Source organism: Flavobacterium sp. LHD-85 (genome assembly GCF_030929595.1).
In the GTDB taxonomy this organism is placed as follows: Bacteria; Bacteroidota; Bacteroidia; order Flavobacteriales; family Flavobacteriaceae; genus Flavobacterium.
Genome location: NZ_JAVFVR010000005.1, coordinates 367,901 through 391,873 on the forward strand (window position 1 = coordinate 367,901; position 23,973 = coordinate 391,873).

At 34.5% G+C, this 23,973-nt stretch carries 22 protein-coding genes and 1 riboswitch; of the genes, 10 read left to right on the forward strand and 12 right to left on the reverse strand.

Annotation, left to right across the window (positions count from 1 at the left end; translation table 11 throughout):
• The first annotated feature begins 164 nt into the window (after window positions 1-164).
• The 3 genes from RB618_RS11605 to RB618_RS11615 all read left to right on the forward strand — a co-directional run bounded on the left by RB618_RS11605 (window position 165) and on the right by RB618_RS11615 (window position 4,657).
• On the forward strand, window positions 165-1,799 hold the full coding sequence (locus RB618_RS11605) for an ABC-F family ATP-binding cassette domain-containing protein (protein ID WP_308068858.1): 1,635 nt from the start codon (window positions 165-167) through the stop codon (window positions 1,797-1,799).
• A gap of 252 nt (window positions 1,800-2,051) precedes the next feature.
• Window positions 2,052-3,206: a porin gene (locus tag RB618_RS11610; RefSeq protein ID WP_308068859.1), complete on the forward strand. Its 1,155-nt coding sequence runs from the start codon at window positions 2,052-2,054 to the stop codon at window positions 3,204-3,206.
• A 20-nt stretch (window positions 3,207-3,226) separates the two neighbouring features.
• Window positions 3,227-4,657 carry an anion permease gene (locus RB618_RS11615; RefSeq protein ID WP_308068860.1) on the forward strand — a complete coding sequence of 477 codons (1,431 nt, stop codon included), beginning with the start codon at window positions 3,227-3,229 and terminating at the stop codon, window positions 4,655-4,657.
• Here RB618_RS11615 and RB618_RS11620 read toward each other — a convergent pair.
• The gene (locus tag RB618_RS11620) at window positions 4,654-4,956 is read right to left on the reverse strand and encodes a GNAT family N-acetyltransferase (RefSeq protein WP_239457909.1); all 303 of its coding nucleotides are present in this window, start codon (window positions 4,954-4,956) and stop codon (window positions 4,654-4,656) included. The two genes, RB618_RS11615 and RB618_RS11620, sit on opposite strands and share 4 nt — an antisense overlap.
• A 294-nt stretch (window positions 4,957-5,250) precedes the next feature.
• Here RB618_RS11620 and RB618_RS11625 point away from each other — a divergent pair, with 294 nt between their 5' ends.
• Window positions 5,251-5,907 (forward strand): alpha/beta hydrolase, encoded by a 657-nt coding sequence (locus RB618_RS11625; RefSeq protein ID WP_308068861.1) that lies wholly within the window; start codon window positions 5,251-5,253, stop codon window positions 5,905-5,907.
• Between the two features lie 157 nt (window positions 5,908-6,064).
• On the opposite strand, the gene RB618_RS11630 is transcribed toward RB618_RS11625, so the two are convergent.
• Complete coding sequence (locus tag RB618_RS11630; protein ID WP_308068862.1) at window positions 6,065-6,424, reverse strand: hypothetical protein; 360 nt, start codon at window positions 6,422-6,424, stop codon at window positions 6,065-6,067.
• 99 nt (window positions 6,425-6,523) lie between these two features.
• On the opposite strand from RB618_RS11630, the gene RB618_RS11635 reads away from it, so the two are divergent.
• The 3 genes from RB618_RS11635 (at window position 6,524) to RB618_RS11645 (ending at window position 10,413) form a co-directional block, all read left to right on the forward strand.
• A complete protein-coding gene (locus RB618_RS11635) occupies window positions 6,524-6,712 on the forward strand; it encodes a hypothetical protein (protein ID WP_308068863.1) in 189 nt (62 codons plus the stop codon).
• Between the two features lie 85 nt (window positions 6,713-6,797).
• Window positions 6,798-7,013 (forward strand): hypothetical protein, encoded by a 216-nt coding sequence (locus RB618_RS11640; protein WP_308068864.1) that lies wholly within the window; start codon window positions 6,798-6,800, stop codon window positions 7,011-7,013.
• Window positions 7,014-7,284: 271 nt separating this feature from the next.
• Window positions 7,285-10,413: a hypothetical protein gene (locus RB618_RS11645; protein ID WP_308068865.1), complete on the forward strand. Its 3,129-nt coding sequence runs from the start codon at window positions 7,285-7,287 to the stop codon at window positions 10,411-10,413.
• 391 nt (window positions 10,414-10,804) lie between these two features.
• On the opposite strand, the gene RB618_RS11650 is transcribed toward RB618_RS11645, so the two are convergent.
• Entirely contained in the window at window positions 10,805-11,320 is a 516-nt protein-coding gene (locus RB618_RS11650) for a hypothetical protein (protein ID WP_008464839.1), read from the reverse strand.
• Window positions 11,321-11,489: 169 nt separating this feature from the next.
• Here RB618_RS11650 and rpmH point away from each other — a divergent pair, with 169 nt between their 5' ends.
• Together rpmH and carB are read left to right on the forward strand one after the other, a co-directional pair.
• On the forward strand, window positions 11,490-11,651 hold the full coding sequence (rpmH, locus tag RB618_RS11655; protein WP_008464848.1) for a 50S ribosomal protein L34: 162 nt from the start codon (window positions 11,490-11,492) through the stop codon (window positions 11,649-11,651).
• Between the two features lie 143 nt (window positions 11,652-11,794).
• Entirely contained in the window at window positions 11,795-14,650 is a 2,856-nt protein-coding gene (carB, locus tag RB618_RS11660) for a carbamoyl-phosphate synthase large subunit (protein ID WP_308068866.1), read from the forward strand.
• A 361-nt stretch (window positions 14,651-15,011) separates the two neighbouring features.
• Here carB and yiaA read toward each other — a convergent pair whose 3' ends face one another.
• The 5 genes from yiaA to RB618_RS11685 form a co-directional block, all read right to left on the reverse strand.
• Entirely contained in the window at window positions 15,012-15,410 is a 399-nt protein-coding gene (gene yiaA / locus RB618_RS11665; RefSeq protein ID WP_308068867.1) for an inner membrane protein YiaA, read from the reverse strand.
• 152 nt (window positions 15,411-15,562) lie between these two features.
• On the reverse strand, window positions 15,563-16,102 hold the full coding sequence (locus RB618_RS11670) for a DUF4252 domain-containing protein (RefSeq protein WP_308068868.1): 540 nt from the start codon (window positions 16,100-16,102) through the stop codon (window positions 15,563-15,565).
• Between the two features lie 2 nt (window positions 16,103-16,104).
• Window positions 16,105-16,632 (reverse strand): DUF4252 domain-containing protein, encoded by a 528-nt coding sequence (locus tag RB618_RS11675; RefSeq protein WP_308068869.1) that lies wholly within the window; start codon window positions 16,630-16,632, stop codon window positions 16,105-16,107.
• Window positions 16,633-16,648: 16 nt separating this feature from the next.
• The gene (locus tag RB618_RS11680; protein ID WP_308068870.1) at window positions 16,649-17,110 is read right to left on the reverse strand and encodes a hypothetical protein; all 462 of its coding nucleotides are present in this window, start codon (window positions 17,108-17,110) and stop codon (window positions 16,649-16,651) included.
• Window positions 17,097-17,606, reverse strand: a complete 510-nt coding sequence (locus RB618_RS11685) for a sigma-70 family RNA polymerase sigma factor (RefSeq protein WP_308068871.1) — start codon at window positions 17,604-17,606, stop codon at window positions 17,097-17,099. The genes RB618_RS11680 and RB618_RS11685 overlap by 14 nt, the downstream gene beginning before the upstream one ends.
• 164 nt (window positions 17,607-17,770) lie before the next feature.
• On the opposite strand from RB618_RS11685, the gene RB618_RS11690 reads away from it, so the two are divergent.
• Window positions 17,771-19,225 carry a S41 family peptidase gene (locus RB618_RS11690; protein ID WP_308068872.1) on the forward strand — a complete coding sequence of 485 codons (1,455 nt, stop codon included), beginning with the start codon at window positions 17,771-17,773 and terminating at the stop codon, window positions 19,223-19,225.
• Window positions 19,226-19,305: 80 nt separating this feature from the next.
• Here RB618_RS11690 and RB618_RS11695 read toward each other — a convergent pair whose 3' ends face one another.
• The 4 genes from RB618_RS11695 to RB618_RS11710 all read right to left on the reverse strand — a co-directional run bounded on the left by RB618_RS11695 (window position 19,306) and on the right by RB618_RS11710 (window position 23,828).
• Entirely contained in the window at window positions 19,306-20,364 is a 1,059-nt protein-coding gene (locus tag RB618_RS11695; RefSeq protein ID WP_308068873.1) for a DUF5074 domain-containing protein, read from the reverse strand.
• A 4-nt stretch (window positions 20,365-20,368) separates the two neighbouring features.
• Window positions 20,369-22,222 (reverse strand): TonB-dependent receptor domain-containing protein, encoded by a 1,854-nt coding sequence (locus tag RB618_RS11700; RefSeq protein WP_308068874.1) that lies wholly within the window; start codon window positions 22,220-22,222, stop codon window positions 20,369-20,371.
• A 27-nt stretch (window positions 22,223-22,249) separates the two neighbouring features.
• A riboswitch (cobalamin riboswitch) is annotated at window positions 22,250-22,459 on the reverse strand.
• A 65-nt stretch (window positions 22,460-22,524) separates the two neighbouring features.
• Window positions 22,525-23,058 (reverse strand): alpha-ribazole phosphatase, encoded by a 534-nt coding sequence (gene cobC / locus RB618_RS11705; RefSeq protein WP_308068875.1) that lies wholly within the window; start codon window positions 23,056-23,058, stop codon window positions 22,525-22,527.
• Complete coding sequence (locus tag RB618_RS11710; protein ID WP_308068876.1) at window positions 23,043-23,828, reverse strand: adenosylcobinamide-GDP ribazoletransferase; 786 nt, start codon at window positions 23,826-23,828, stop codon at window positions 23,043-23,045. The genes cobC and RB618_RS11710 overlap by 16 nt, the downstream gene beginning before the upstream one ends.
• Between the last annotated feature and the right edge of the window lie 145 nt (window positions 23,829-23,973).

Genomic DNA, 23,973 nt, shown 5'->3' on the forward strand with positions numbered 1-23,973 from the left:
GCAATTTAGGTGTTATTTAATAGGTGTATTATCTAATTGACACATTTTCAAAATTATCTAATTATCAAATTGGCACATTATCTAATTAAATCTATCTTTGCAGCACGAAAAAAATGGGTAGTCAGATAAACGATTAACCGATTAAATAAAATTCACAAACACAAATGATTACAGTTAACGATATTTCGGTTCAATTTGGTGGAACTACACTTTTTAGCGATGTTTCTTTTGCTATTAATGAAAATGATAAAATTGCCCTTATGGGTAAAAATGGTGCGGGAAAATCGACACTTTTAAAGATAATTGCTGGTGCAAACAAACCTTCAACTGGAAGTATTTCTGCTCCAAAAGAGGCTGTAATCGCTTATTTGCCACAGCATTTGCTTACTGAAGACGGTGCAACGGTTATGGAAGAAGCATCAAAAGCTTTCAGTGAAATTTTTAAAATGAAATCTGAAATTGATGATATCAATGAACAGTTGACTGTTCGTACCGATTATGAAAGTGACGAATACATGAAATTGATCGAAAGAGTTTCTGACTTAAGCGAGAAATTTTATGCTATTGAAGAAGTGAACTACGAAGCAGAAGTTGAGAAAATATTAGTTGGTTTAGGTTTTGAAAGAGAAGATTTTGCACGTCAAACTTCGGAATTTTCAGGAGGATGGAGAATGCGTATCGAATTGGCTAAGATTTTGTTGAGAAAACCAGATTTGATTTTGCTGGATGAGCCTACCAACCACATGGATATCGAGAGTATCCAATGGTTAGAAGATTTCTTATTGACTCAGGCAAAAGCAGTTGTGGTAATCTCGCACGATAGAGCGTTTGTAGATAATATTACAAATAGAACTATCGAAGTTACGATGGGAAGAATTTACGATTACAAAGCAAAATATTCTCATTACTTAGAATTAAGAAAAGATCGTAGAATTCACCAGCAGAAAGCGTATGATGAACAGCAAAAAATGATTGCTGAGAATCGTGCTTTCATTGAACGTTTCAGAGGAACATTTTCTAAGACTGATGCAGTTCAATCTCGTGTTAAAATGCTTGAGAAGCTTGAAATTGTAGAGGTTGATGAAGTTGATACATCTGCATTGCGTTTAAAATTTCCACCAGCGGCACGTTCTGGTCAATATCCTGTTATTGTAAAAGAAATGTCTAAAGCGTACGGAGATCATGTTGTATTTAAAGATGCAAACATTGTAATCGAGCGTGGACAAAAAGTAGCTTTTGTTGGAAAAAATGGTGAAGGTAAATCGACCATGATTAAAGCGATCATGAAAGAAATTGGCGTTGATTCTGGAAGCGTTGAAATCGGACATAATGCACAAATCGGATATTTTGCTCAAAATCAAGCCGCTTTATTAGATGAGAATGCAACTATTTTTGAAACAATCGATAGTATTGCAGTTGGAGATATTAGAACACAGATTAAAAATATCTTAGGAGCTTTTATGTTCCAAGGAGACGATATTACTAAAAAAGTAAAAGTGCTTTCTGGAGGAGAAAAAACACGTTTGGCAATGATTAAATTGTTGTTGGAGCCTGTTAACTTATTGATTCTGGATGAGCCTTCGAATCACTTGGATATGAAAACTAAAGACATTATTAAAGATGCTTTAAGAGATTTTGACGGAACTTTAATCTTGGTTTCTCACGATCGTGATTTCCTTGACGGATTAGCAACTAAGGTTTTCGAATTCGGAAATAAACGAGTAAAAGAACATTTTGAAGATGTTGCAGGTTTCTTAGCGCATAAGAAAATGGATTCTATGAGAGAAATCGAGAAATAATATTTTTCAACATAAATTTCAAAAGGGCATAAGTTTTAATCTTATGCCCTTTTTTTTATTTAAAATCCATAACAGTATTTTAATGCAATTTTTTTTACATAAAATATCTTTTTTTGTTATTTTAGTGTTTCCATTCCGTGTTGACTACAAGCAGTTAACTTTTGATCTCAAGAATAAAGAGCTGATTTTTAAATTGGCTATATAAGCATTAATGTTTCAATTTATTTTAAGCCTATGAGTAAAAGTCTACTAATGCCAATTTTTTTTCTTTTTTTTTTAACGCCAATTTTTTTACAAGCCCAAGGCGATTTGAATCAAGGAGCCGATAAAACCGATAAAACTGATAAAAAGGAGAATGGAGAAGTAAAATATCCGCAGTTTCAGTTAAAAGGACTGCTTCAGGCGAGATATCTGGAAAGTTTTGGTGATAATGTAGATGTTTTAGGAACTCAGCATTCAACAGGAGATGCAACACAAAGTTCTTTTGATATAAAGAGGATGCGTGTTGGTCTAAATACCAAACTAAGCGAGACAACAGAAATTGTAATTCTGGTAAATTTGGCAGATTTTAAGTCAGATACAAAAGGTAAAGTTCTTGAAAATGCCTACGGAAAATATACTTTCAATAAATATATTGCCTTAACAGGAGGGCAGTTTCGTCCTGCTTTTGGTATTGAGGAGCTTGTTCCGGTAGATATTATTAAGTCTTTCGATTTTTCGAACCAGTATTATGAATTTGGAAAAAATGGATGGACGAGTTTTCAAATTGGAGCATCGGCAACGGGAGCTTTTGATATTGGGAAAATCCCTGTAAATTATGCTGTTTCGGTAATAAATGGAAATGGGAAAAACCAAGAAATGGATAAGGATAACGGAAAACAATTTTCTTCAAGATGGGTTTTTGGTTTGTCAAAAGAGTATGAGATTAATTTAGGTTTAAACGGTGGCTTCGGAAAAGTTTTTAAAGAAGATGTTTTTGCAATTGGAGCAGATTTTACCAGTGATTTTAAATTGACTGATAAACTTAGTTTTGATTTGCAGATAGAATATAAGCAAGGAACAAACCATAATTTGTACTATTCCCTGCCAGTTGAAAGCCGGACAGATAATGTTGCCGATTATCAAATGCGTGGCATTTATTTTCTGCCAAACTTTAGATATACTGTAAATTATCAAAAACTCACAGCGCTTGAATTGTCGTGTCGTTACGAAACTTTCGATCCTAGTTATAAAATCAATTCAAATGTGCGCACTACTTACACGCCAATGGTTAGTTTAGAATTCGGAAAATCGTATACAGGCCGTATCGAAATGGGATTTGAAATTGACAGATTCGATAAAAGTATCCCAGATACATCAACCTACAATGATAACCTGTTTTTAATACAGTTACAGCTTAGAATTTAATTCACTTAATTTTTGTTTTTATGAAAGAAGTAAAAATTCCACAGACCTTAATTACGCTGGCAGTTTTAGTTGCCATTTGGTTTATTCCAGCTCCAGAAGGCGTTGTGACAGAAGCTTGGCATTTATTTGCCATTTTCGTAGCTACTATTTTAGGAATCATCTTAAAAGCAGCTCCGATGGGAACAATGTGCATGATTGCAATCGCTTTGACAGCAATGTCTCAGGTATTGGCTCCGGGAGATCCTGGAAAATCGATCACATTAGCGCTAAAAGGATTTGGCGATAAAGTAATCTGGCTGATTGGAATTTCATTTTTTATAGCAAGAGGATTTATAAAAACAGGTCTTGGAAATAGAATTGCTTTTTTATTCATAAAAATATTCGGAAAAAGTTCTCTGGGATTAGCATATGGCTTAGGATTGGCAGATTTGGTTTTAGCGCCTGCCGTTCCAAGTAATACGGCTAGAGGTGGAGGAATTGTTTATCCGATTATGAAATCTATGTCGATGAGTTTTGGCTCAATGCCAGATAAGCCAGAAACGCATAGAAAATTAGGGGCTTATTTGACCTTGAATAGTTATAATATGAATCTGATTGCTTCTTCTATGTTTTTAACAGGGACGGCAAGTAATCCGATGTGTCAGAAGTTTGCTTTGAATTTAGGTATAAAAATCAGCTGGATGTCATGGGCGGCTGCGGCAATTGTTCCGGGGTTATGTGCTTTTATTGTCATTCCGTTTGTGCTGTATAAAATTTATCCGCCAGAATTAAAAAAGACGGGAGATGCTCCACAGATTGCAACGCAGAAATTGAAAGAAATGGGCGCCATAACAAGAGATGAGTGGATGATGCTGCTAACATTTTTTATTCTGCTTTTCCTTTGGATGACAGGAGATCTGCTTTCTATTGATGCAACAACAACAGCTTTTATCGGATTGGTAATTTTACTTTTAACGTCGGTATTGACTTGGGATGATGTAAAAGCCGAAAAAGGGGCTTGGGATACTATTGTGTGGTTTTCTGTTCTGGTAATGATGGCCAGTTCGCTTAACGAATTGGGTTTTATCGCATGGTTTAGCGATTTGGTAAAAGCAGAAATTGGCGGATTAAGCTGGCAAATGGCTTTTCCGATTATTATATTAGTGTATTTCTTTAGCCATTATCTTTTTGCAAGTGCAACCGCACACGTTGCAGCAATGTATGCGGCTTTACTTGGTGTTGGTGTTTCGCTCGGAATTCCGGGGTTATTGCTAGCATTTATGCTTGGTTTTGTCGGATCTCTTTACGGAACTTTAACTCATTATGGTCATGGCCCGGCACCTGTGTTTTTCGGGAGCGGTTACGTTGACCTAAAGAGCTGGTGGGTCAAAGGGCTTATAACTGGTTTGGTTATGCTCTTTATTTATATGGTAATAGGAGGATTGTGGCTCCGAATTATTGGGTATTTTTAGATTCTAATTCCTGGAGGAAGTAGCTCTTTATATTTAGGATTTTTTTTGAAAAACGAAACAATCTTTGGATGGATAGGAACTACTCTGTAATTTTTTTCAGAACTTAACTCTAGTATGTTTTTAAGTAAAGTGTTGATCGTTTCTTCGTTCTCGAAAGAATCAGGTTTGTTGATTTTGGTTAAAAAGATTTTCTTTTCTTGAAATTGATACTCAACTGCCAACATTCCTTCAGGAATAACAGTTTCGAATTGGCGTGCAAATGTGTTGTCTTTGATTTCCATAGTTACAGATGTTTCCATAGTAATTTCTTGTTAGGTTATTGGTAAATAGTGAATTTGGGACTCGAAACAAGTATTGAAAGAAAATTCTTTATAAGATTTAAAATCAAAAAATATTTCGAAATGCAAAGGTAATCATTTGATTTTCAATATTAAATTATTTTTTGCAGCTGTAAACTTTAAGTTATCGTTTCGAAGTTTGATTTTTTGCGTGAGGTGCAATAAATAGGTCTGAAATTTGATTATCATGATATTAAAAAAAGGTAACTTTATTTTTTAGAATAAATATCCTAATGGTAATTTCATTTTAATGTTATGAGTAAAATTCCAGTTTATTTTATGCCAGGTTTGGCAGCAAGTTCGTCTATTTTTGAAAGAATAAAATTGGATGAAACTATTTTTGAGACACATCTTTTGGAATGGGAAATTCCAAATTCAAAAGAATCTTTATCAGATTATGCACTTCGAATTAGTAAAAATATAAAACACGAAAATCCGGTTTTAATAGGAGTTTCTTTTGGCGGAATCCTAGTGCAGGAAATTTCGAAACATATCAAAACTCGAAAAGTAATTATTATATCGAGTGTAAGAAGCAATCATGAATTTCCTAGAAGAATGAAAATAGGGAAGTCTACGAAAGCTTATAAACTAATTCCGATGCAGCTGATTCTGAATATTGAGAAGCTGGCGAAATTTTCGTTTGGAGAAAAAGTCAATAAGAGAATTAAGTTGTACGAGAAATTTTTATCTGTCCGTGACTTAGGTTATCTGCAATGGGCTGTAGAAAGTGTAATTTTATGGGATCGAGATAAAATTGACGAAAATGTAGTTCACATTCACGGAGATAAAGATGATGTTTTTCCGATTAAATATATTGATAAATGCATTTTAGTTAAAGGAGGAACGCATATTATGATTCTTAATAAGTATAAATGGCTGAATGAGAATTTGCCTTCGATTATACTTGATTAAATTCCAATTTTAAAAATTATAAATTCCAATTCTTTACCTATGTAGTTTTGTCATTATGAGGGACAAAGGATCGCACTAGAAACTCCGTGCAGAGAATCATTAATCTTTGTCGGCCTAAGAGTACGATCCTTTGTTTTTCAGCATGACATATCAAACGCTACAGATTTTTCAATTCTTTTAATTCCTTACTAAGCCACTCAATTTTTTCGTCTTTAAGAGTAATAATTTCAAGTCTTGCTTCGGCTAGTTCTTTGTAATTAATATTGGTTTCAGTAATACTGCTGCTCTTTAGCATAGATCCTTCACCCGTTAAAAGCCAGTTGGCATCAATATCTTTATACCTAGCTAATAGATTAGATATAGGAACCATTCCCACATTTGATCTTTTTTTACAAATTTCTGTAATAAGCGAGGTACTGATGTTTAATTCTGTTGCAAAGTGTTTTGTATTTGACACAATCTTAGTCTCTTTTAGATATTCGTAAATAATTAAAAATCTTGAAGTTACATCATTCATTGTGAGAAAATTACAGAGCTTTGTATTTTGTAGGTATTTTTATACAGAATTTTGTATATATTTGCGTATTATTTAGCGATCAAAGATAAACTTTTTGTTATGACAATCGAACAGATTAAGGAAAAAACGCTGTATGGTGATTACACTTTGCTTGGTCAGGTAATGGGCATTAACGCCCCAGCAGCAAAAATGAGATTCTTTCGTGGAGATGAAATTGCAAAAAAAGCTTTGCTTAAAATAATTGCAAATCGTGAAGCATTAATCAAAGAATTTCAAAAGAAAACGTAAAAGGGAGTACTGTAATAAATCCCCATAAACTACAGTAGTGCCGGCTGAGCAGAATTAAGATCATTAACAAATGAAAATAAATAAAATGGATAACAGTAAGCAGAAAATTTACAAATCCTATGATTCTACTATTTTAGAGGCATTGTTTTTAAAATATGGCGTTTCAAAATATTATATACGTCAGAGCATAAAGGGAGCTGTACAGGGAATAACGCCAGACAGCATCAAGAAAGATTACAGTACTATGGAAAAAGCAAGTAAAGAGATTATTAAGCTTCTCATTCAAAAAACGATGCGATAATAAATTTAGAGTTATTTGCATACTCCTGTTAAACTAAAGCCTTTAAGGCTTATAAGATAAATATCTTAAAATTAAGCGTTAGATTGCAAAGCGGGCAAAAACTTTAATCATAAGCCCATTAAAAAAAATAATAGCGCCTATTTTCCACACAACAATACCACAACTATAGACGAGTATCCATAAGGGTATTTATAACGTATGCCTTTTAATCTGCTGCTTTTTGAGCAATGGTATTGGGCGTGCCATTTTAAAAAATTAAACAATTTAAAAAATGAAGAAAAATCTATTTTGTATGTGGCTTCTCCTTCTGGCCATATTTTTTTCGGCAACCACGCAGGCCCAGATGACCATAGGAGGCAAAAAAGCTCCCGAGCCTTTCTCAGTGCTCGAACTGCTTAACAAAGGCGGACTTAGACTGCCTCAGATGACAACTGCACAGCGTAATGCATTTGCGGTACAGAGCAATACTAAAGGCGAAGGCCTAACCATTTATAATATCGACACTAAATGTGTGGAGTATTGGAACCAAAAACGCTGGATAAGTATGTGTGATGGAACATCTCAGGCCACAATTAGCCCAGAGCCTTGCATAGATGTAGCGGCTGACGGCAGCGGCTGTGATCAAAAATTTGAAATTAATGATCCGGACTGTCCTAACGGGCCATTTAATATTAGTATCGTGGCTGGCGGCGATTATGCATCTTTAAATGATGTCGATAATACCAATGGGACTTTTAAAATTGATTTTAATATAAATGAGTCCGTAAATAGCCGTATTGTATTAGTGCGTGTTACAAGTACCTGTACTAACTTGTATAAAGAGTTTTTATTCTCGCAAAACGGTGTTGATTGCAGTACTATGCCTTATAGTGCACCAAATATTTCACCTTCCGGTGCATCTTTAACCTATTGCGCAGGCGGTGCAGTGTATTTATCAGTTCCGGTTAATACACCGAATCTTGATAAATTAATCTGGACCCGTAACAATAAGGAGATAGCACGTGGAGTTCCGTATATTGTCGTGAATCAAAAAGGAATTTATAATATATCAATGGGAGCTGTAGGCTGTAATACCAATGCGGCAAATGAGCGTAATATTTCAGAATCCGGATCAACAGCATCAGTTACTCTCAAGGCATTTGCTTCGAATAACGGTGTGCTTTGCGGTACGAATGATGTCACACTTTGGGTAGATTATGCAGGCACTATAGCTTGGTTTCATAACGGTAAAGAAGAAAAAACTGGTTCATCTGTAAAAATAAGCGGTGATAGCAGTGTTGGGGAATGGTTTGCAGCTGTAAAAGACGGTGCATGTTATTCTACGCCATCTAACATTATTCAGGTAACAAAAAGCGAAGCAGGCGGGCAGATAAGTCTACCTGATGCTGATGTACTTGTAAACGGAAAACCATTAAAAACATTTACTGCATTCTGTTCTGGCGGAGCTTTGTATTTAAATATTGCTAATAAGCAGGCAGGTATCGTTTATACATGGTACAATGGTAATGAACCAATAACAGCCAGCCCATTTATAGTGCCTGGTTCACAAAGTAAAATATCACTGCGTATGGTGGCAACTGATGACAGCGGTGCGCAATGTCCTGCTGAACAGCAGGCTTTAGATATGGATGTTATTAACGGAAGTACTCCGGACAAGCCAACGATCAATACCACAAGTACGCTTTGTAAAGGTAAAGCAACTTTAACTATTTTAGAAAGTGGGACTTATACCTGGTACAAAAATGGTGTTCCATTAAGTAATAGCACTAACGTACTTGTTGTAGATTCTGAAGGTACGTACGGCGCTACTATAACAAATGCAACTGGCTGTATCAGCCTTATGACAGAAAAAACAATTTCAGGAAATTCAAGCGAGCCTAATATTTTGTGGGATTCTAACGTGCCTTTTCCTGATAATGCATCTTTTGGTTCATCGATTACTGTAACCCTTACTAATTCGTATGATTCCTCTTATACCTGGACTATGGATGGAGTTAAACTTCCGAATGCTAGTGGAAAAACTGCAACAATAGACCTTCCAAAGACGGGAACTGACGGTCAAAAAGTAAAAATTGCGGTAACCGCTAAAAATGAATGCGGTGAAAAAACATTAGAGAAGGAAGTAACCATGAATAATATCTGTCCAACACCGGATATTGCTTCGATATCTGCTACGCAGACAATAACGGCAAAAACTAGTGTTACTGTAAATATTTCGGTAAACGACACTAACTCAGAGACGTATCAGTGGTTCCGTAATAGTGCAGACAGTACGACAGGAGGTACTTTTGTAGGCAGTGGAACTTCGTATACTACAGCTGATCTTGCAAAGGGAACATATTATTTTTACTGTATTGTAACGAATGGCTGTACAGGCAATCCATATGCAACATCGCTAACTAGTAAAATTATAGTAAACGAAAATCCAGAAGATATGAAAGTAGGAAGCGGTACTTTAAGTGGCGTGACTTGTTTTGATATTGCTGAGAGTAATGATAATATTTTAGGCTGTGGTACAGTGCCATCTCGTTTATCTCAAAAAGCAGATTTTACTAAAACTTATACTTATACTTTTACACCAAGCGGTACAGTAAATAATGTCCGTTTTGTATGTATAGAAAGTGCAGCAGGTGCAGGTAAAATTGTTGAAAAAGTTGAAACTAATGGTTATTCGGTAATAGTAACATATAAAACAGCATTAGGCGGTTCGCAAGGTTATGCCAAAGGCTTGGCAACCGCAGATGCCCTTAAACTGAATGTATATGCAGTTTACACTGACGGAACAGGGATAGAAAATGCAGTAAAACTAACAGTGCAAATTAAAGACTGTGCTTGTTGTGGTGCATTCTTGACTAATGTCGCAGGAACAACAGAATGGAGAAATTTCATGTGTCATAACCTAGGCGCTGATCAATCTAAAGATCCTTTTGCTCCTGTATCTGCGTTACTGGGGGATTCCTATTATCAGGGAGCTAAAAGTCCTACTGTTTCTCCTGGTCTCTCTGGTCGTTCTGGTTGGGGAAACGGCAGTGGTGTTAAAACAGTAAATGATCCATGTCCTGTAGGTTATCGTGTACCGACAAAAGATGAATGGGCTGCGGTAGTAAAATACAATGTTAGCACTAAGAATGTGTGGTTAGGTGCAAAAGACATAAATGGAAGTGGTGGACTTAGAATTGGCGAGAGTCTAATGTTGCCTGCTAAAGGAGCTCCTAATATTTTATATCAGGCTGCTACTGCTTATCCTATTTCATATTGGAGCTCTACTGTGGCGTATGTTTTGTATACAAATAAGTATGTAACTTCTTTGAATTCAAGTAATTGGAATTCTAATGCTGATAATACTAAACTGGCTGTACGTTGTATAGCAAAAAAAGATGGTGAGGCGGGCGAGCCATAGTTTTTAATAGTTTGTAATGTAGGTTAGTTAAAAAAAAAGCTGAGAGGATGTTTTCTCTCAAGATCAAACAAAAGTGCGGCATTATGCCCGCAATTATGCGATAAGTATAATTAAATAATAGATTGCCAAAAAAAGGCTGCAACGCTTTTCATTTTCTGCTCACAAGCAGGAGTGAAGGGCGTTTCGGTATTTAATGAAGTTTTAAATTAATGATCGAATAAAAAGGCGGTTCTTATAGAGCTTTCGTCGCAAAGACAACGATGAGGTTAAACAATCATTATCGAGTTGCTTACGTGTCTTTCGACTTCGCTCAGGATGACAACCAGACTAAAATGAAAAATCCCAAACTCGCATTGGAATTTGGGATTTCAATATTGTAATTTAAAGAAGTTTAGATTTTCTTCATTTGCTCTTTCATCATAGAGATTTGCTCTTTTAGCATACCTTGTTTGTCTAATTTTTTAGCTTCGTTTAATAAATTAGTCGCTTCCAATTTTCTTCTGCGTGACATGGCAACTCCTGCAAGGTTTAATTTAGCTACAGCTAAATCCATATCCATTGATAAACCAAGTTCGATTGCTTTTTTGAAATGTTTCTCAGCTTGGTTGATATTCGTTTGAGATAACATGATACCTTGCAAGTAGTTTAAGTATCCTTGTTGTTTTCTTACTAATGCACCTTCTGGATTTTTGATATATGATAACCATTTATTAGCCCCTGCGAAGTCTTGTTTTCTTAATTTAAGGAAAGCTAAAAGGATAAATTCGTTTTTGAAATAAAGAAAAATTGGAATTGCAGTCAATAAGATAAGGAATATTCCGTTCCCGATATTACTTTCTGTAAATTGCCAAATGCCCGCCACTACAAGAAGTCCGGCCAAAATAAGTTTAATATTCTTGTGAAACATAATTATTGTAAATTTGTGATTGCAAAGATAGTAAAAGGAATTAAAAATATTTTTATAAAAGTGCTTGCCAGAAAAAAAAGTCTTTGTATATTTGCACTCGGTTTTTGAATAACGATATCCAAAACCAAATAAACGAGTTAATAGATACCATTTTTAAAGATACAAAGCAATGAGCAAAAGAACATTTCAACCATCGAAAAGAAAAAGAAGAAATAAGCACGGATTTATGGACAGAATGGCTTCTGCGAATGGAAGAAAAGTTCTAGCGCGTAGAAGAGCAAAAGGAAGACATAAATTAACTGTTTCTAGCGAGCCTAGACACAAAAAATAATGTTTGTATAAACATACATAAGGCGATTACTTTTTTAGTATCGCCTTTTTTTATACCTTTTCGGTAAAATTTTATCCAACTTTCTAGTTTATAATGCACTAGAGAGGTTTTTAAAACGTAAATAACTACACAATACATACAAAATGCCTAAAGACACATCAATAAAATCAGTTTTAATAATAGGTTCAGGACCTATTGTTATTGGCCAAGCTTGCGAATTCGATTATGCGGGATCTCAATCTGCACGCTCGATTCGTGAAGAAGGAATTGAGGTTATCTTGATTAACTCGAATCCAGCGACGATTATGACCGACCCATCTATGGCCGATCATATTTATTTGAAACCTTTAACGACAAAATCGATTATTGAAATTCTTAAGGAACATCCGCAAATTGATGCAGTTTTACCAACAATGGGAGGACAAACTGCTTTGAACTTGTGTTTGGAAGCTGAGGAAAAAGGAATCTGGCAGGATTTCGGAGTGAAATTAATCGGAGTTGATGTAAATGCAATTAATATCACAGAAGACAGAGAGCAGTTTAAGCAGCTTTTAGAAAGAATTAATGTGCCAACTGCACCTGCAAAAACAGCTACTTCTTACTTAGAAGGAAAAGAAATTGCTCAGGAGTTTGGTTTCCCGCTTGTAATTCGTCCTTCGTTTACACTTGGAGGAACTGGAGCAGCGGTAGTTTACAAAAAAGAAGATTTTGATGAGCTTTTAACTCGCGGACTTGAAGCTTCTCCAATTCATGAAGTTTTGATCGATAAAGCTTTAATGGGATGGAAAGAGTACGAGTTAGAACTTTTAAGAGATAAAAATGACAACGTTGTAATTATCTGTTCTATCGAAAACATGGATCCAATGGGAATCCACACTGGAGATTCGATTACAGTAGCTCCAGCGATGACATTATCTGATACAACTTTCCAAAAATTACGTGACTACGCTATCTTAATGATGAGAAGTATCGGAAATTTTGCGGGAGGATGTAACGTACAATTCGCAGTTTCGCCAGACGAAAAGGAAGATATCGTAGCTATCGAGATCAACCCTCGTGTATCTCGTTCTTCTGCTTTAGCATCAAAAGCAACTGGATATCCAATTGCAAAAATTGCTTCTAAACTAGCTTTAGGATACAACTTAGATGAATTGCAAAACCAAATTACAAAATCTACTTCGGCTCTTTTCGAACCAACTTTAGATTATGTAATCGTAAAAATACCACGTTGGAACTTCGACAAATTTGAAGGTTCAGACAGAACTTTAGGACTTCAGATGAAATCTGTAGGTGAGGTTATGGGAATCGGACGCTCATTCCAAGAAGCGCTTCACAAAGCAACTCAATCTCTTGAGATTAAGAGAAATGGTTTAGGAGCTGACGGAAAAGGATACAAAAATTACGAACAAATTATCGAGAAACTAACTTATGCAAGCTGGGATCGTGTCTTCGTAATTTACGATGCAATCGCAATGGGAATTCCGTTGAGTACCATTCACGAAATTACAAGAATCGATATGTGGTTCTTAAAACAATACGAAGAGCTTTATACTTTAGAGAAAGAAATCTCAAACTATAAAGTTTCAAATCTTCCTAAAGAATTATTGCTTGAAGCAAAACAGAAAGGTTTTGCAGATAGACAAATCGCTCACATGATGAGTTGTTTGGAAAGTGAAGTTCACGCTTTACGTATGGATATGAACATCAACCGTGTATTCAAATTAGTAGATACTTGTGCGGCTGAGTTTAAAGCTAAAACACCTTATTACTACTCAACTTTTGAGGCAGAAATTGAAAAAGCAAACGGAGAACGTTACGTAGATAACGAAAGTATCCTGACAGATAAAAAGAAAGTAATCGTATTAGGTTCTGGACCAAACAGAATTGGACAAGGAATCGAGTTTGATTACTCTTGTGTACACGGAGTTTTAGCAGCTAAAGAATGTGGTTACGAAACGATCATGATCAACTGTAATCCTGAAACAGTTTCTACAGACTTTGATACGGCTGATAAATTATACTTTGAGCCAGTTTTCTGGGAGCATATTTATGACATTATCCAACACGAGAAGCCAGAAGGTGTAATCGTGCAGCTTGGAGGTCAGACAGCGCTTAAATTAGCAGATAAATTATCTAAATATGGTGTAAAAATCATCGGAACTAGTTTTGACGCACTTGACTTAGCAGAGGACAGAGGAAGATTCTCAGACTTATTGACTGAATTGCATATTCCTTTCCCAAGATTCGGAATCGCTGAAACGGCTGATGAAGCTTCAAAATTGGCTGATACTTTAGATTTTCCACTTTTAATTCGTCCTTCTTATGTATTAGGAGGTCAGGGAATGAAAATTGTAATCAACAAAAAAGAGCTTGAAGAGCACGTAATCGATTTGCTGAAAGCAATTCCAGGAAACAAATTATTGCTAGATCACTACTTAGCTGGAGCAATCGAAGCTGAGGCTGATGCCATCTGTGATGCTGACGGAAATGTTTACATCATCGGAATTATGGAGCACATTGAGCCTTGTGGAGTTCACTCTGGAGATAGTAACGCAACATTGCCTCCTTTTAACTTAGGAGAGTTTGTAATGCAGCAAATTAAAGATCATACGCATAAAATTGCGAGAGCTTTAAAAACAGTTGGATTAATCAATATCCAGTTTGCGATTAAAGATGATACAGTTTATATTATCGAGGCAAACCCAAGAGCTTCAAGAACGGTTCCGTTTATTGCAAAAGCTTACGGAGAACCTTATGTAAACTACGCTACAAAAGTAATGTTAGGACACAATAAAGTAACTGACTTTGATTTTAACCCGCAATTAAAAGGATACGCAATCAAACAACCAGTTTTCTCTTTCAGCAAATTCCCGAACGTAAACAAAGCGTTAGGACCAGAAATGAAATCGACAGGAGAAAGCATCTTGTTTATTGATGACTTGAAAGACGATCAATTCTACGAATTGTACTCTAGAAGAAAAATGTATTTGAGTAAATAATCTCAAATTCTAGTATAAAAGAAAAGCTCCAATGAAAATTGTAGCTTTTTTTGTTTTATACGTTTTGATGTTCCGTAGGAACATTTTGTTGGTAGTAGAAATATTGTGTTGTTGTCGTTGTTACGTTCCGTAGGAACGTTTGGTATTGACATCATTTTTTAAACAACCCAATAATCAAACGTTTCTACGGAACGTAAATACTACTGTTGGCTGTTTTTTTTTCTACCGATGAGACATTCCTACGGAATGAAAGCTAGATATAAAAATACAAAGCTAAAGTTGTGTTTCATTAAAAGGGTAAAATAACAAAGGGGCTGTCTCAGTATTTGAAGCAGCCCCTTTAGTATTTTAATTATAAAACTTATTCGTTTTGACCAAAGTTCATATTGTCTCTAGTATTTTTCTGAACAGAAATAGCGCCAAATAGTGCTAATAGAAAAGCAAAGGCATAAAATCCTTTTTCGCTTGGCAGTATCGTTGCATTCCAAAGTCCAACCACTAAAAGAACTATTGAAAGCAATGTTCCAAACCAGCAGATTCCGTAATAAATATCAGTAACAGGAAGTTTTTCTAATCGGTCTCTTACGCTTTTTTGCAGTGAAACAACGGCAAAAAGTCCGAACATTAAAACAGTGAAATAATATCCTTTTTCGTTTAATAGCATTTCAGCTCTGGCAAGTCCAACAATAAAGCCAACTGTTCCTGCTCCAAGAGCAACCCAAGATGCCGCGATAAAGGCATTTGATGTTTTTTGTATCATAATTTATTATTTTGGTAAGAAGCAAATATAATTAAATTAGATTCAGAACAAAATAAATAGCAGTTGTTTTGTTCAGTAAAATCTCTCAAATAAGTAAAAAGAAAAAGCTCCAAAATTTGGAGCTTTTCTCGTTGTAAAAAGTAAGATGTATTTTATTTTTTTAGCAGTTGTTCTAAAGGTTTTAACTGTTCCATGTCTATTTTAGATTTTTGCAGAACAGACATTAAAGTCATAATATTATTCGGGTTCATATCTTCTCCTAACACGCGAACTACTGCAAATCCAGTTTCTTTTCTGTTGGCAAAAATGACAAATTCTTTGATGTTGTCGTCACTTCCAACGTAACTTACAGAAGCGCCATCTTTACCAGAACCAAATTTCATTAATTCTTGATATTTTGGATCTTTTAATATGGCTTTTACCTTTGTTCTTTCTGTCTCAAACTGCGCTTGATTGCTTTGATCGGCTTTAAAAGCCAGAATGTTCATTTTGTCAAACGAGTTTAAAGCTTCGTTTTGTTCTGCAGATAATTTTGTTGGATCAACATTTAAAATGTTTGGTGAAATATCTAAAGAAATAAATTCTTTTTTCTCTGAATTCTCAACAAAATACTTTTGCAGTGAAGGTTCAGAATTACAGCTCCCCAAAGTTAGAAGAGCTGTAAGTGCTATGATGAAGATACTTGTTCTCATTTTTATTTTTTGCCTTTAGAAGCTTTCTTTAAGTCTGAACCGCCAGGAAGCTGCATTTTATCTGTTAATACTGAGATTTCGTTTAAGTCAAAATTACCAGTTAAAGATAGTAAAACCGTCTCATCGTTTTTTGCACCGTCAACATACATTAAAAGTTCTTTTATCTGTGTGTCAGTAGCGCCAGATTTTACCATTATTCTAACGTTTTTTCCGCCATCATTTACTCGCATTAATTCTTCCAAACCGGCAGTTTTTACATATTTATCAGCAGTAGCTTTCATGTCGGCTTCGATTTTTGGATTTTTAGTGGTAAACACTTTTAAATAATCCAGTTTTTTTATTAGAGCTATATATTGCTGAGTTTCTTTATCAGAAGCATCAGTTTTTACTTTGCTCATTAAATCGAACATTTTTTTGTTTACAATTACTGAGGTTACATCATCCTGACCATCAAATTTATCGAAAGCACTTTGTGCATAAAAAGCGGTGGAAACGAATGCGAAGACTAAAGTTATAATGAAATTTTTCATGATTTTTTGATTTAATTTACTGTTTAAAAATTTTGTTTTTTGATTGTTCGTATTCTTTAATGTAATGTACACTTTCAATACCTACATTAACATTGCTTGATAATAAAGCCAAAGCTTTTTGAGTTGCTTTTAAGGCTTCTTCGGGATCATCGTAAGTTCCTAATTCTGTTTGCGAAGCTACTGCAGTTGTGTCATTTTTTTCGCTAACAAAAAAGTAAGTTCCGATGCCCAGCAAAACAACAGCAGAAGCTGCAATCGATAACCACGCTACGTTTCGTTTCTTAGTTTGTAGTGGAATCTCATACGTCGATTTCTGTTCTTTTGCTTGAGAGAAATAGCCAAACATAGGTTTGTACTGCTCCAAATGCTGCGCAACATTTGATGAAGAAAAGTATTCTTTTAATTGATTTTCTTCAGCAATAGAAGTTTCTCCCTGAAAGTATTTTTCTAATATCTCTTCTATTTTATTTAGTTCCATAAAGGTGTGTATTTGTCATTGATTCTCTAATTTTTTTTCTCGCTCTCGAAAGTGCCACTCGTATTGCGGTTTCGTTCATATTTACGATTTTGGCTATTTCTTCAAATTCATATTGTTCCACATCCCGTAGCTGAATTAATAGCTGCATTTGTTCGGGCATTTCGTTTATAATTTTTTCGACCCATTCTAAACTGTCTTGGTCTTCTAATTTTTTATCCAATTGCGGCTGCCGATCGGTAAAATTATTATGGACAATTTGCAGATTACTGGCTCTTTTAGATTTCAGCTGGTCCAGACAATAGTTTTTAGTCATCGTCATGGCCAATGCTTCTACGCTATTGTAGCTTTGCAGATTCTCTTTTTTGTTCCATAATTTTACCATTACTTCCTGAGTTGCATCTTCTGCTTCTTCAGTGCTGGTAAGCAATCTTTTTGCCAGACGAAAAACTTTGTCTTTGAAAGGATTTATTAATTCTATAAATACAACTTGGTTCATTAATCTGATGGTTAATCGTTAGCTTATATATTCAAGACGAGGCATAATTCTATTTGTTACAGCAAAAAGAAAAAAAAATTCTGTAGAAAAAATACTGCTTTTATGATAAAGGTAAAACTAAAGATATTACTTTTACACTTATACCACTAATATATTGAATGATTATGAAAACAACTTTAAAGAGTATTCTTTTTCTCTTTTTATTCGCTTTTTCTTTACAGTCTTGTGAAGATCAGGATGACGTAGCTGCTCCAGCTGACTTGCAGATTAATAAATTTGTTTGGAGAGGATTAAATGAGGTTTATTTGTGGCAAGCCGATGTGCCAAATCTAGCCGATGGACGAAATTTGCAACCTGATTTTGATCAGTTTTTAAGAGGATATTCTCATCCTGAAGATTTGTTTGAAGATTTATTGAATAAACCAGAAAGCAAATATCCTAATGGCGATGCAATTGATCGTTTCAGCTGGATTGTTGATGATTATACTGTTCTAGAGCAGGAATTAAGTGGTGTTACAAAAAATAATGGTGTCGATTTTAGACTGAGCCGCGTGTCATCAGGATCAAATGATGTGGTGGGTTTTGTGCGATATATTATTCCAAACTCTGATGCTTCTACAAAAGCTATTAAGCGCGGTGATTTATTTACAAGTGTAAACGGAACAAAACTTACGGTTTCAAATTATCAGGAATTATTATTTAATAAGGATAGCTATACGTTAAACTTAGCAGATTATAATGGAAGCAGTTATGTTTTGAACGGAAAATCGGTTAACTTGACTAAAACTGTTTTAGAAGAAAATCCTATTTTTATTAATAAAGTGATTACTTCTGGAGGTCGTAAAATTGGTTATTTGATGTACAATGGTTTTTATTCAAATTATGACGATAGATTAAATCAAGCTTTTGGAGAACTGAAATCACAAGGCATAACAGATTTGGTTTTAGATCTTCGATATAATGGAGGAGGAGCGGTACCTTCGGCTATAAGACTTTCTAGTATGATCACGGGACAGTTTGATACTCAGATTTTTGCTAAAACGCAGTTTAACACAAAGTGGATGAAAGAAATGACTGCTGAGGATTTAGAAAGTTTGAATTACAGATTTGTAAACAATATTGACGGGAAACCATTAAACAGCTTAAATTTAACTACTGTTTATGTTATTACCACTGCAAGTACGGCATCTGCGAGTGAATTGGTTATTAACGGATTAAAACCATATATAAATGTAGTTCAGATTGGAGAAACCACTACTGGTAAAAATGTTGGGTCTTATACAATTTATGATTCAGAAACTTTGTTTACTAAAAAAGGAATCAATCCAAATCATAAATATGCAATGCAGCCTCTAGTTTTTAAAATCTCAAATTCTGCAGGTTTTGGTGATTACCAGCAAGGTTTACAGCCTACTTATCAGCAAAGAGAGTATTTGGATACATTTGGTGTTTTAGGAGAAACCTCTGAGCCTTTGCTTAATCTAGCTATTTCGAAAATTACAGGATCTACTGCTAAAAGAATTCTGAATGATTCTCAACCAGAGATGCCGTATTTGACAGATTCAAAAATCATAAACGGATTAAGGCACGGAATGTATATTCAGAATCCGACAAAATAAAATATAATAAATAGAAAAGGCTTTCATAATTGAAAGCCTTTTCCATAAAAAAAAAACAAAAACTAATTCTAAAGGTAAAATTAATCGTTAAAGTAGAATCCGTTTGGACCTAAACCAACAGTTAATTCTTTTATTAAGCTTCCGCTTAAGTTGTAAATGTATGCTGTGCTGCTTGAAGCAAAATCTCCACCGTCTGCAATAAAGATTTTATCATCTTTAACCGCAAAACCGTACATTTTTCCGTATTGAGAAGTTGAGTTATATTGAAAAATTGGAGTTGTAGAAGCAGATGTTGCCGCGTAGTCTATGGCATAAACTGCAGTTTCTAGCGTATAATATATTTTATTGTTGTAAATGTCTAGGTTTCTAACTCCATCAAGAGATTCGGGGAACGTAATTTTGCTAATAGAATTATCAGATAATTTTACTTTTACAATTTCACTTCTTTCTCCGTATGAGCTTCTAATTGTGTATAAAACACCGTCTTTAACTTCCATTGTATCTGCTCCTAAACCAATAGCTACAGAAGTTTCAAGTTTGTTTGTCGCTGGATTTATAACTAATAATTTGTCGTTATTATATGGCTCAGTTACATAAAGTTTATTGTTAGAAATTTCAATATGGTTAGCAGTTGTATTTAGCGCAATTGTAGATTCTACTTTGTTTGTAGCTAAGTTGATAACAGCGATAAAATCATCTGTGTTTCCTGCAGGATTTGTTTTAGACCAATAAGTGTTTGCATTAGTAACATAAGCTTTTCCGTCTTTTACAACACCGTATCTTGGAGTGATTAGGCCAGTTTCAATTTTTGCTACAAGTTTAAATGTATAACGATTTACTACATTTATAACATTAGAACCACCTGCAATGATATACGCTTTATCTCCATCAAAAAATATATTTTGAAGATATTTTCCAATAAAATCAGAACCATTTACAGTACTGTAAACATCTTTTGTGAAAGTATTTAAATCGTCGCTAACGAAAGAAACAGAACCGCCATCAGTAAAATTCCCCTCATTTAAGATGAAAATTCCATCATCATAAACTCCTTTTGGATCATTGGAGTCATCATCATTAGAACAAGAAACAAGAAGCGAAACGCTAAGTGCTGCTAAAAATAATCTAGTTAATTTCATTATATTAAAATTTAAGGTTTAAGTACAAATTAAAATTTCTTCCTGGCATTGGTCTATATTCTAAACTTTGATAAAAGGTATTCCAAAGATTTAGAACCTGAAATCCTACTTTGAAAGAAGATAAAAGTTTAAAATCGTAATCAATTCCGATATTTGATACATTGTAGGCATCAACAATTTTCTCCGGATCGTTGTCAGATTGTGTGTAGACAAAACCATTGTAAAGAAATTGATAATAGGCAGAAATGTTTTTTCTTGAATAAGCAACAGATGTCGTAACTTTATTAAAAGGAACAAAAAACAGCTGTTTTTTAGTTTCGACATTTTCTGAAACTGTATACGCATAAGTTGCATTTGCCGTTAGGTTGTTTTTGCCAAAACTTTTTTTCCAGCCCAACAATGTTTCTGCTCCATAGCTATTTACCTTGTCTGTATTTTGTGGCATCCAAATTCCGTTTGTTCCGGGAACCCATCTTAGCAAATCTTTTATTTTCATGTAATAAAAAGTCTGCGTTATATTAAAATCGTGAAAAGTAAAAACATTGCCGATTTCTGCCTGATAAGAACTTTCAGGTTTTAAGTCTGGATTTCCGCCTTCTTCCCAATACAAATCATTAAAAGTTGGAATCCTGAAATTTCGTGATGCATTCAGCTTCAAATTATATAGTTTTCCAAACTGATAAGAAGAACCAATTGAAAACAGAACAGGTGACTTATAATTTTCTGTAAATTCTTTGCGAATACCGAATTCATTTTTCCAGTTAGCTGATGCATCTTGTTTAACAAGTAAAGCTGCAGAACTTATTTCTCTTACATTATCGCCAAAGCCAGAACCATATCCTTTAGTTCGATTATAGTCCAAAATTCCGTTGACTTGCAATGATTTGAATAATTGGTATCCTAAATCTGCTTTTGTAATAAAGCTTTCGGTTTTTCCGTAAGTATAAATATTACTCGAATTATCTGCATAATACTGATAGTTCTCAAAAATATAAGCAGTTTTTAAATTGGTTGTAAACTTTCCAAAATTACCGTCATATTCTAATAAGTTTCTATTAAAGCCATTAACATATTTGCTTTTCGTTTCCGATTCAGAAACTAAAGAAGTATTTCTATCTGTATTTGAGGTTTGCGTGTATAATTTAAGAATGTTTTTGGCATTAATTTTATAACCCGCATTGGCACTTAGTGTAATAACATCATATTGCCCATTTTGATTCCAGCGCTGTTCGCCTTTCCAGTTGTACTGGTTCAGGTATTTATAGTCGTTTGTCGAGCTGTTTTTTGAAAGCCCGATTTGAGCGCTCCATTTTTTGTTAGAAATAGAAGTTTTATAATTAATTCCAATCGTATTAAAACTGCCGTAATCTAGTCTTAAATTATTCTCAAAACGATTAAAAAATAACAAATCGTTGTTTAAATGCACTGTTCCTCCAACAGCACCGCTTCCGTAAATGACACTTCCGCCACCGGCTTTTACACTTATCGAATTATAATCGGAACCTGAAATGGTATTAAAATCGGTACTTCCATTCATTTGAGAATTGATGTTTATTCCGTTCCAGATTACTGCTGTCTGAGAAGAAGTTGTTCCTCTAAAAGAGACTGTAGAAAGCATTCCCCGTCCGTATTCTTTAAAATACAACGTTGAATTAAAATTTAATAAATCGGTTAGGAGAGCCTCATTTTTATTGATTATAGAATCATTGAGTTTTAAAACAGACTGCGAAGCAGAGTAAGTTTTTAAATTTTTGTCTGAGACAAAAACCTCTTTAAGGCTGGTAATAGAATCGTTTTGCGCCGAAATAATCTGGCACACCACAAATAAACAAAAAGCAAAAAGTCGTTTTAAAGTCATAATTTCTACACTCTTTTTCCCGAGAGTTCGATAAATTGTTACAAAGGCAGGTCTCCTGGCTTGCGTCTTGCTGTTTACCTTCCCATCACGCAAGGCGTGACAGTGGTGATGTAGTTACAGCAAGCATTCGTTTTTGTGAACTTAGCTTACAGTTGCGGGTACAGCTCAAGAATTTTACTTGATTCCCTTTTAATGCATTTTTAAATTAAAAACACAACCTTAATTTGCTGCAAAGATAAAGTTAAAAATATTGATTATTCAAATTTGTTTTGCGTTTCATGAAAAATTATAAATTATTTGCATTAAAAATCGATTTTTATAACTTCTCCGAAATCAACTTTATTATTGAAAGCTTCTTTTAAAGGCAGTGAACTCTGATGGCATAAAATGCTTCTGATAATTCCGGCGTGAGCAACTATTACTACTGGCTGATTTATTTTTGAAATAGCATCCGATAAAAAATCACCAACTCTTTCATGCAGTTCGACAAAAGATTCTCCGTTTGAAACTTTAATATTCACAAAATCTTCCATCCACGGATTAAGTTCTTCTGCCGGAATTTCGTTCCAGTTTTTTAATTCCCAATCGCCAAAATTCATTTCTTTTAAACGTTTGTCTTCTTGATAAGAAATGGTTTTAATATTTTCTTGAATATGTTTTGCTAAAATAACGCAACGCTTTAACGGACTCGAAAAAATAAATGCTTCTGAAGGTAATTCTGAAATAATTCTGACAAAAATTTCATCAAAAGGTTCCGCAATATCAACATCTGACTGCCCATAACAGATTCCTTTTTCGCAGACAGTTTCGGTATGACGAACTAGATAAATTTCCATAAAAATAAAATGCTTAAATAAAATATCACTTCGCAAACCTGTTGTGTAGCTCCAAGACAATCTCCAGTATAACCGTCAATCCATTTCTGGAAATAGCGAGCTAAAAAATAACGAGTTATAAAAACGGGAACTATAGCAAGAAGAAATTTCAAATCAAAATAAGAAAATACAAGCAGCGGAATTAAACCAAAAAAGAATGACCCAAAAACTTCTTTCCAAGTATATTGTTTCGCAATTGGTTTGCTTTTGCTAGAAGCATCATCACGAGAATATTCATGTGTAAAAATAATACTGATTGCTGCCAAGCGGCTCAAAGAATGAGCAGAAACAAATAAAAGGAAAACTAATAAAATGTTATTAGTGAAAAGTAAAATGGATTCTGAAAGTAGTTTGAATTTTAATAGAAAAAGTAAAACCAATCCGATTGCTCCATAAGCACCAATGGCACTATCTTTCATAATCATCAAGATTTTTTCTTTGGTCCAGCCTCCGCCAAAACCATCACAGACATCGGCAAATCCGTCCTCGTGAAAAGCTCCTGTAGTTAAAATAGAAGCAATAATCGCTAATATAACAGCAATTTCTGTGGAAAGAAAAAATGAAAAAAGATAAAAAGCCAGAAAAGAAATACTCCCAACAATCCATCCAATAAAAGGAAAATATCTTGTGGCTTTATTTAAATAATCTGGATGATGCGTAATGTTTTTTGGACACGGAATTCTGGTGTAAAACATTAAGCAGGTGAAGAAAATGTGTAGTTCTTTTTTCATTTATATAATTAGTTTTCCATTTAGTATGTCATTTCTGTAAAAGTCATTTATTTCGGTAACGGATTTATCATTTCGATTGGCTTTTTTCCATCAATTCCCTGATGGGGTCTTTCATGATTATAGTAATATAAATATTGTAATAATT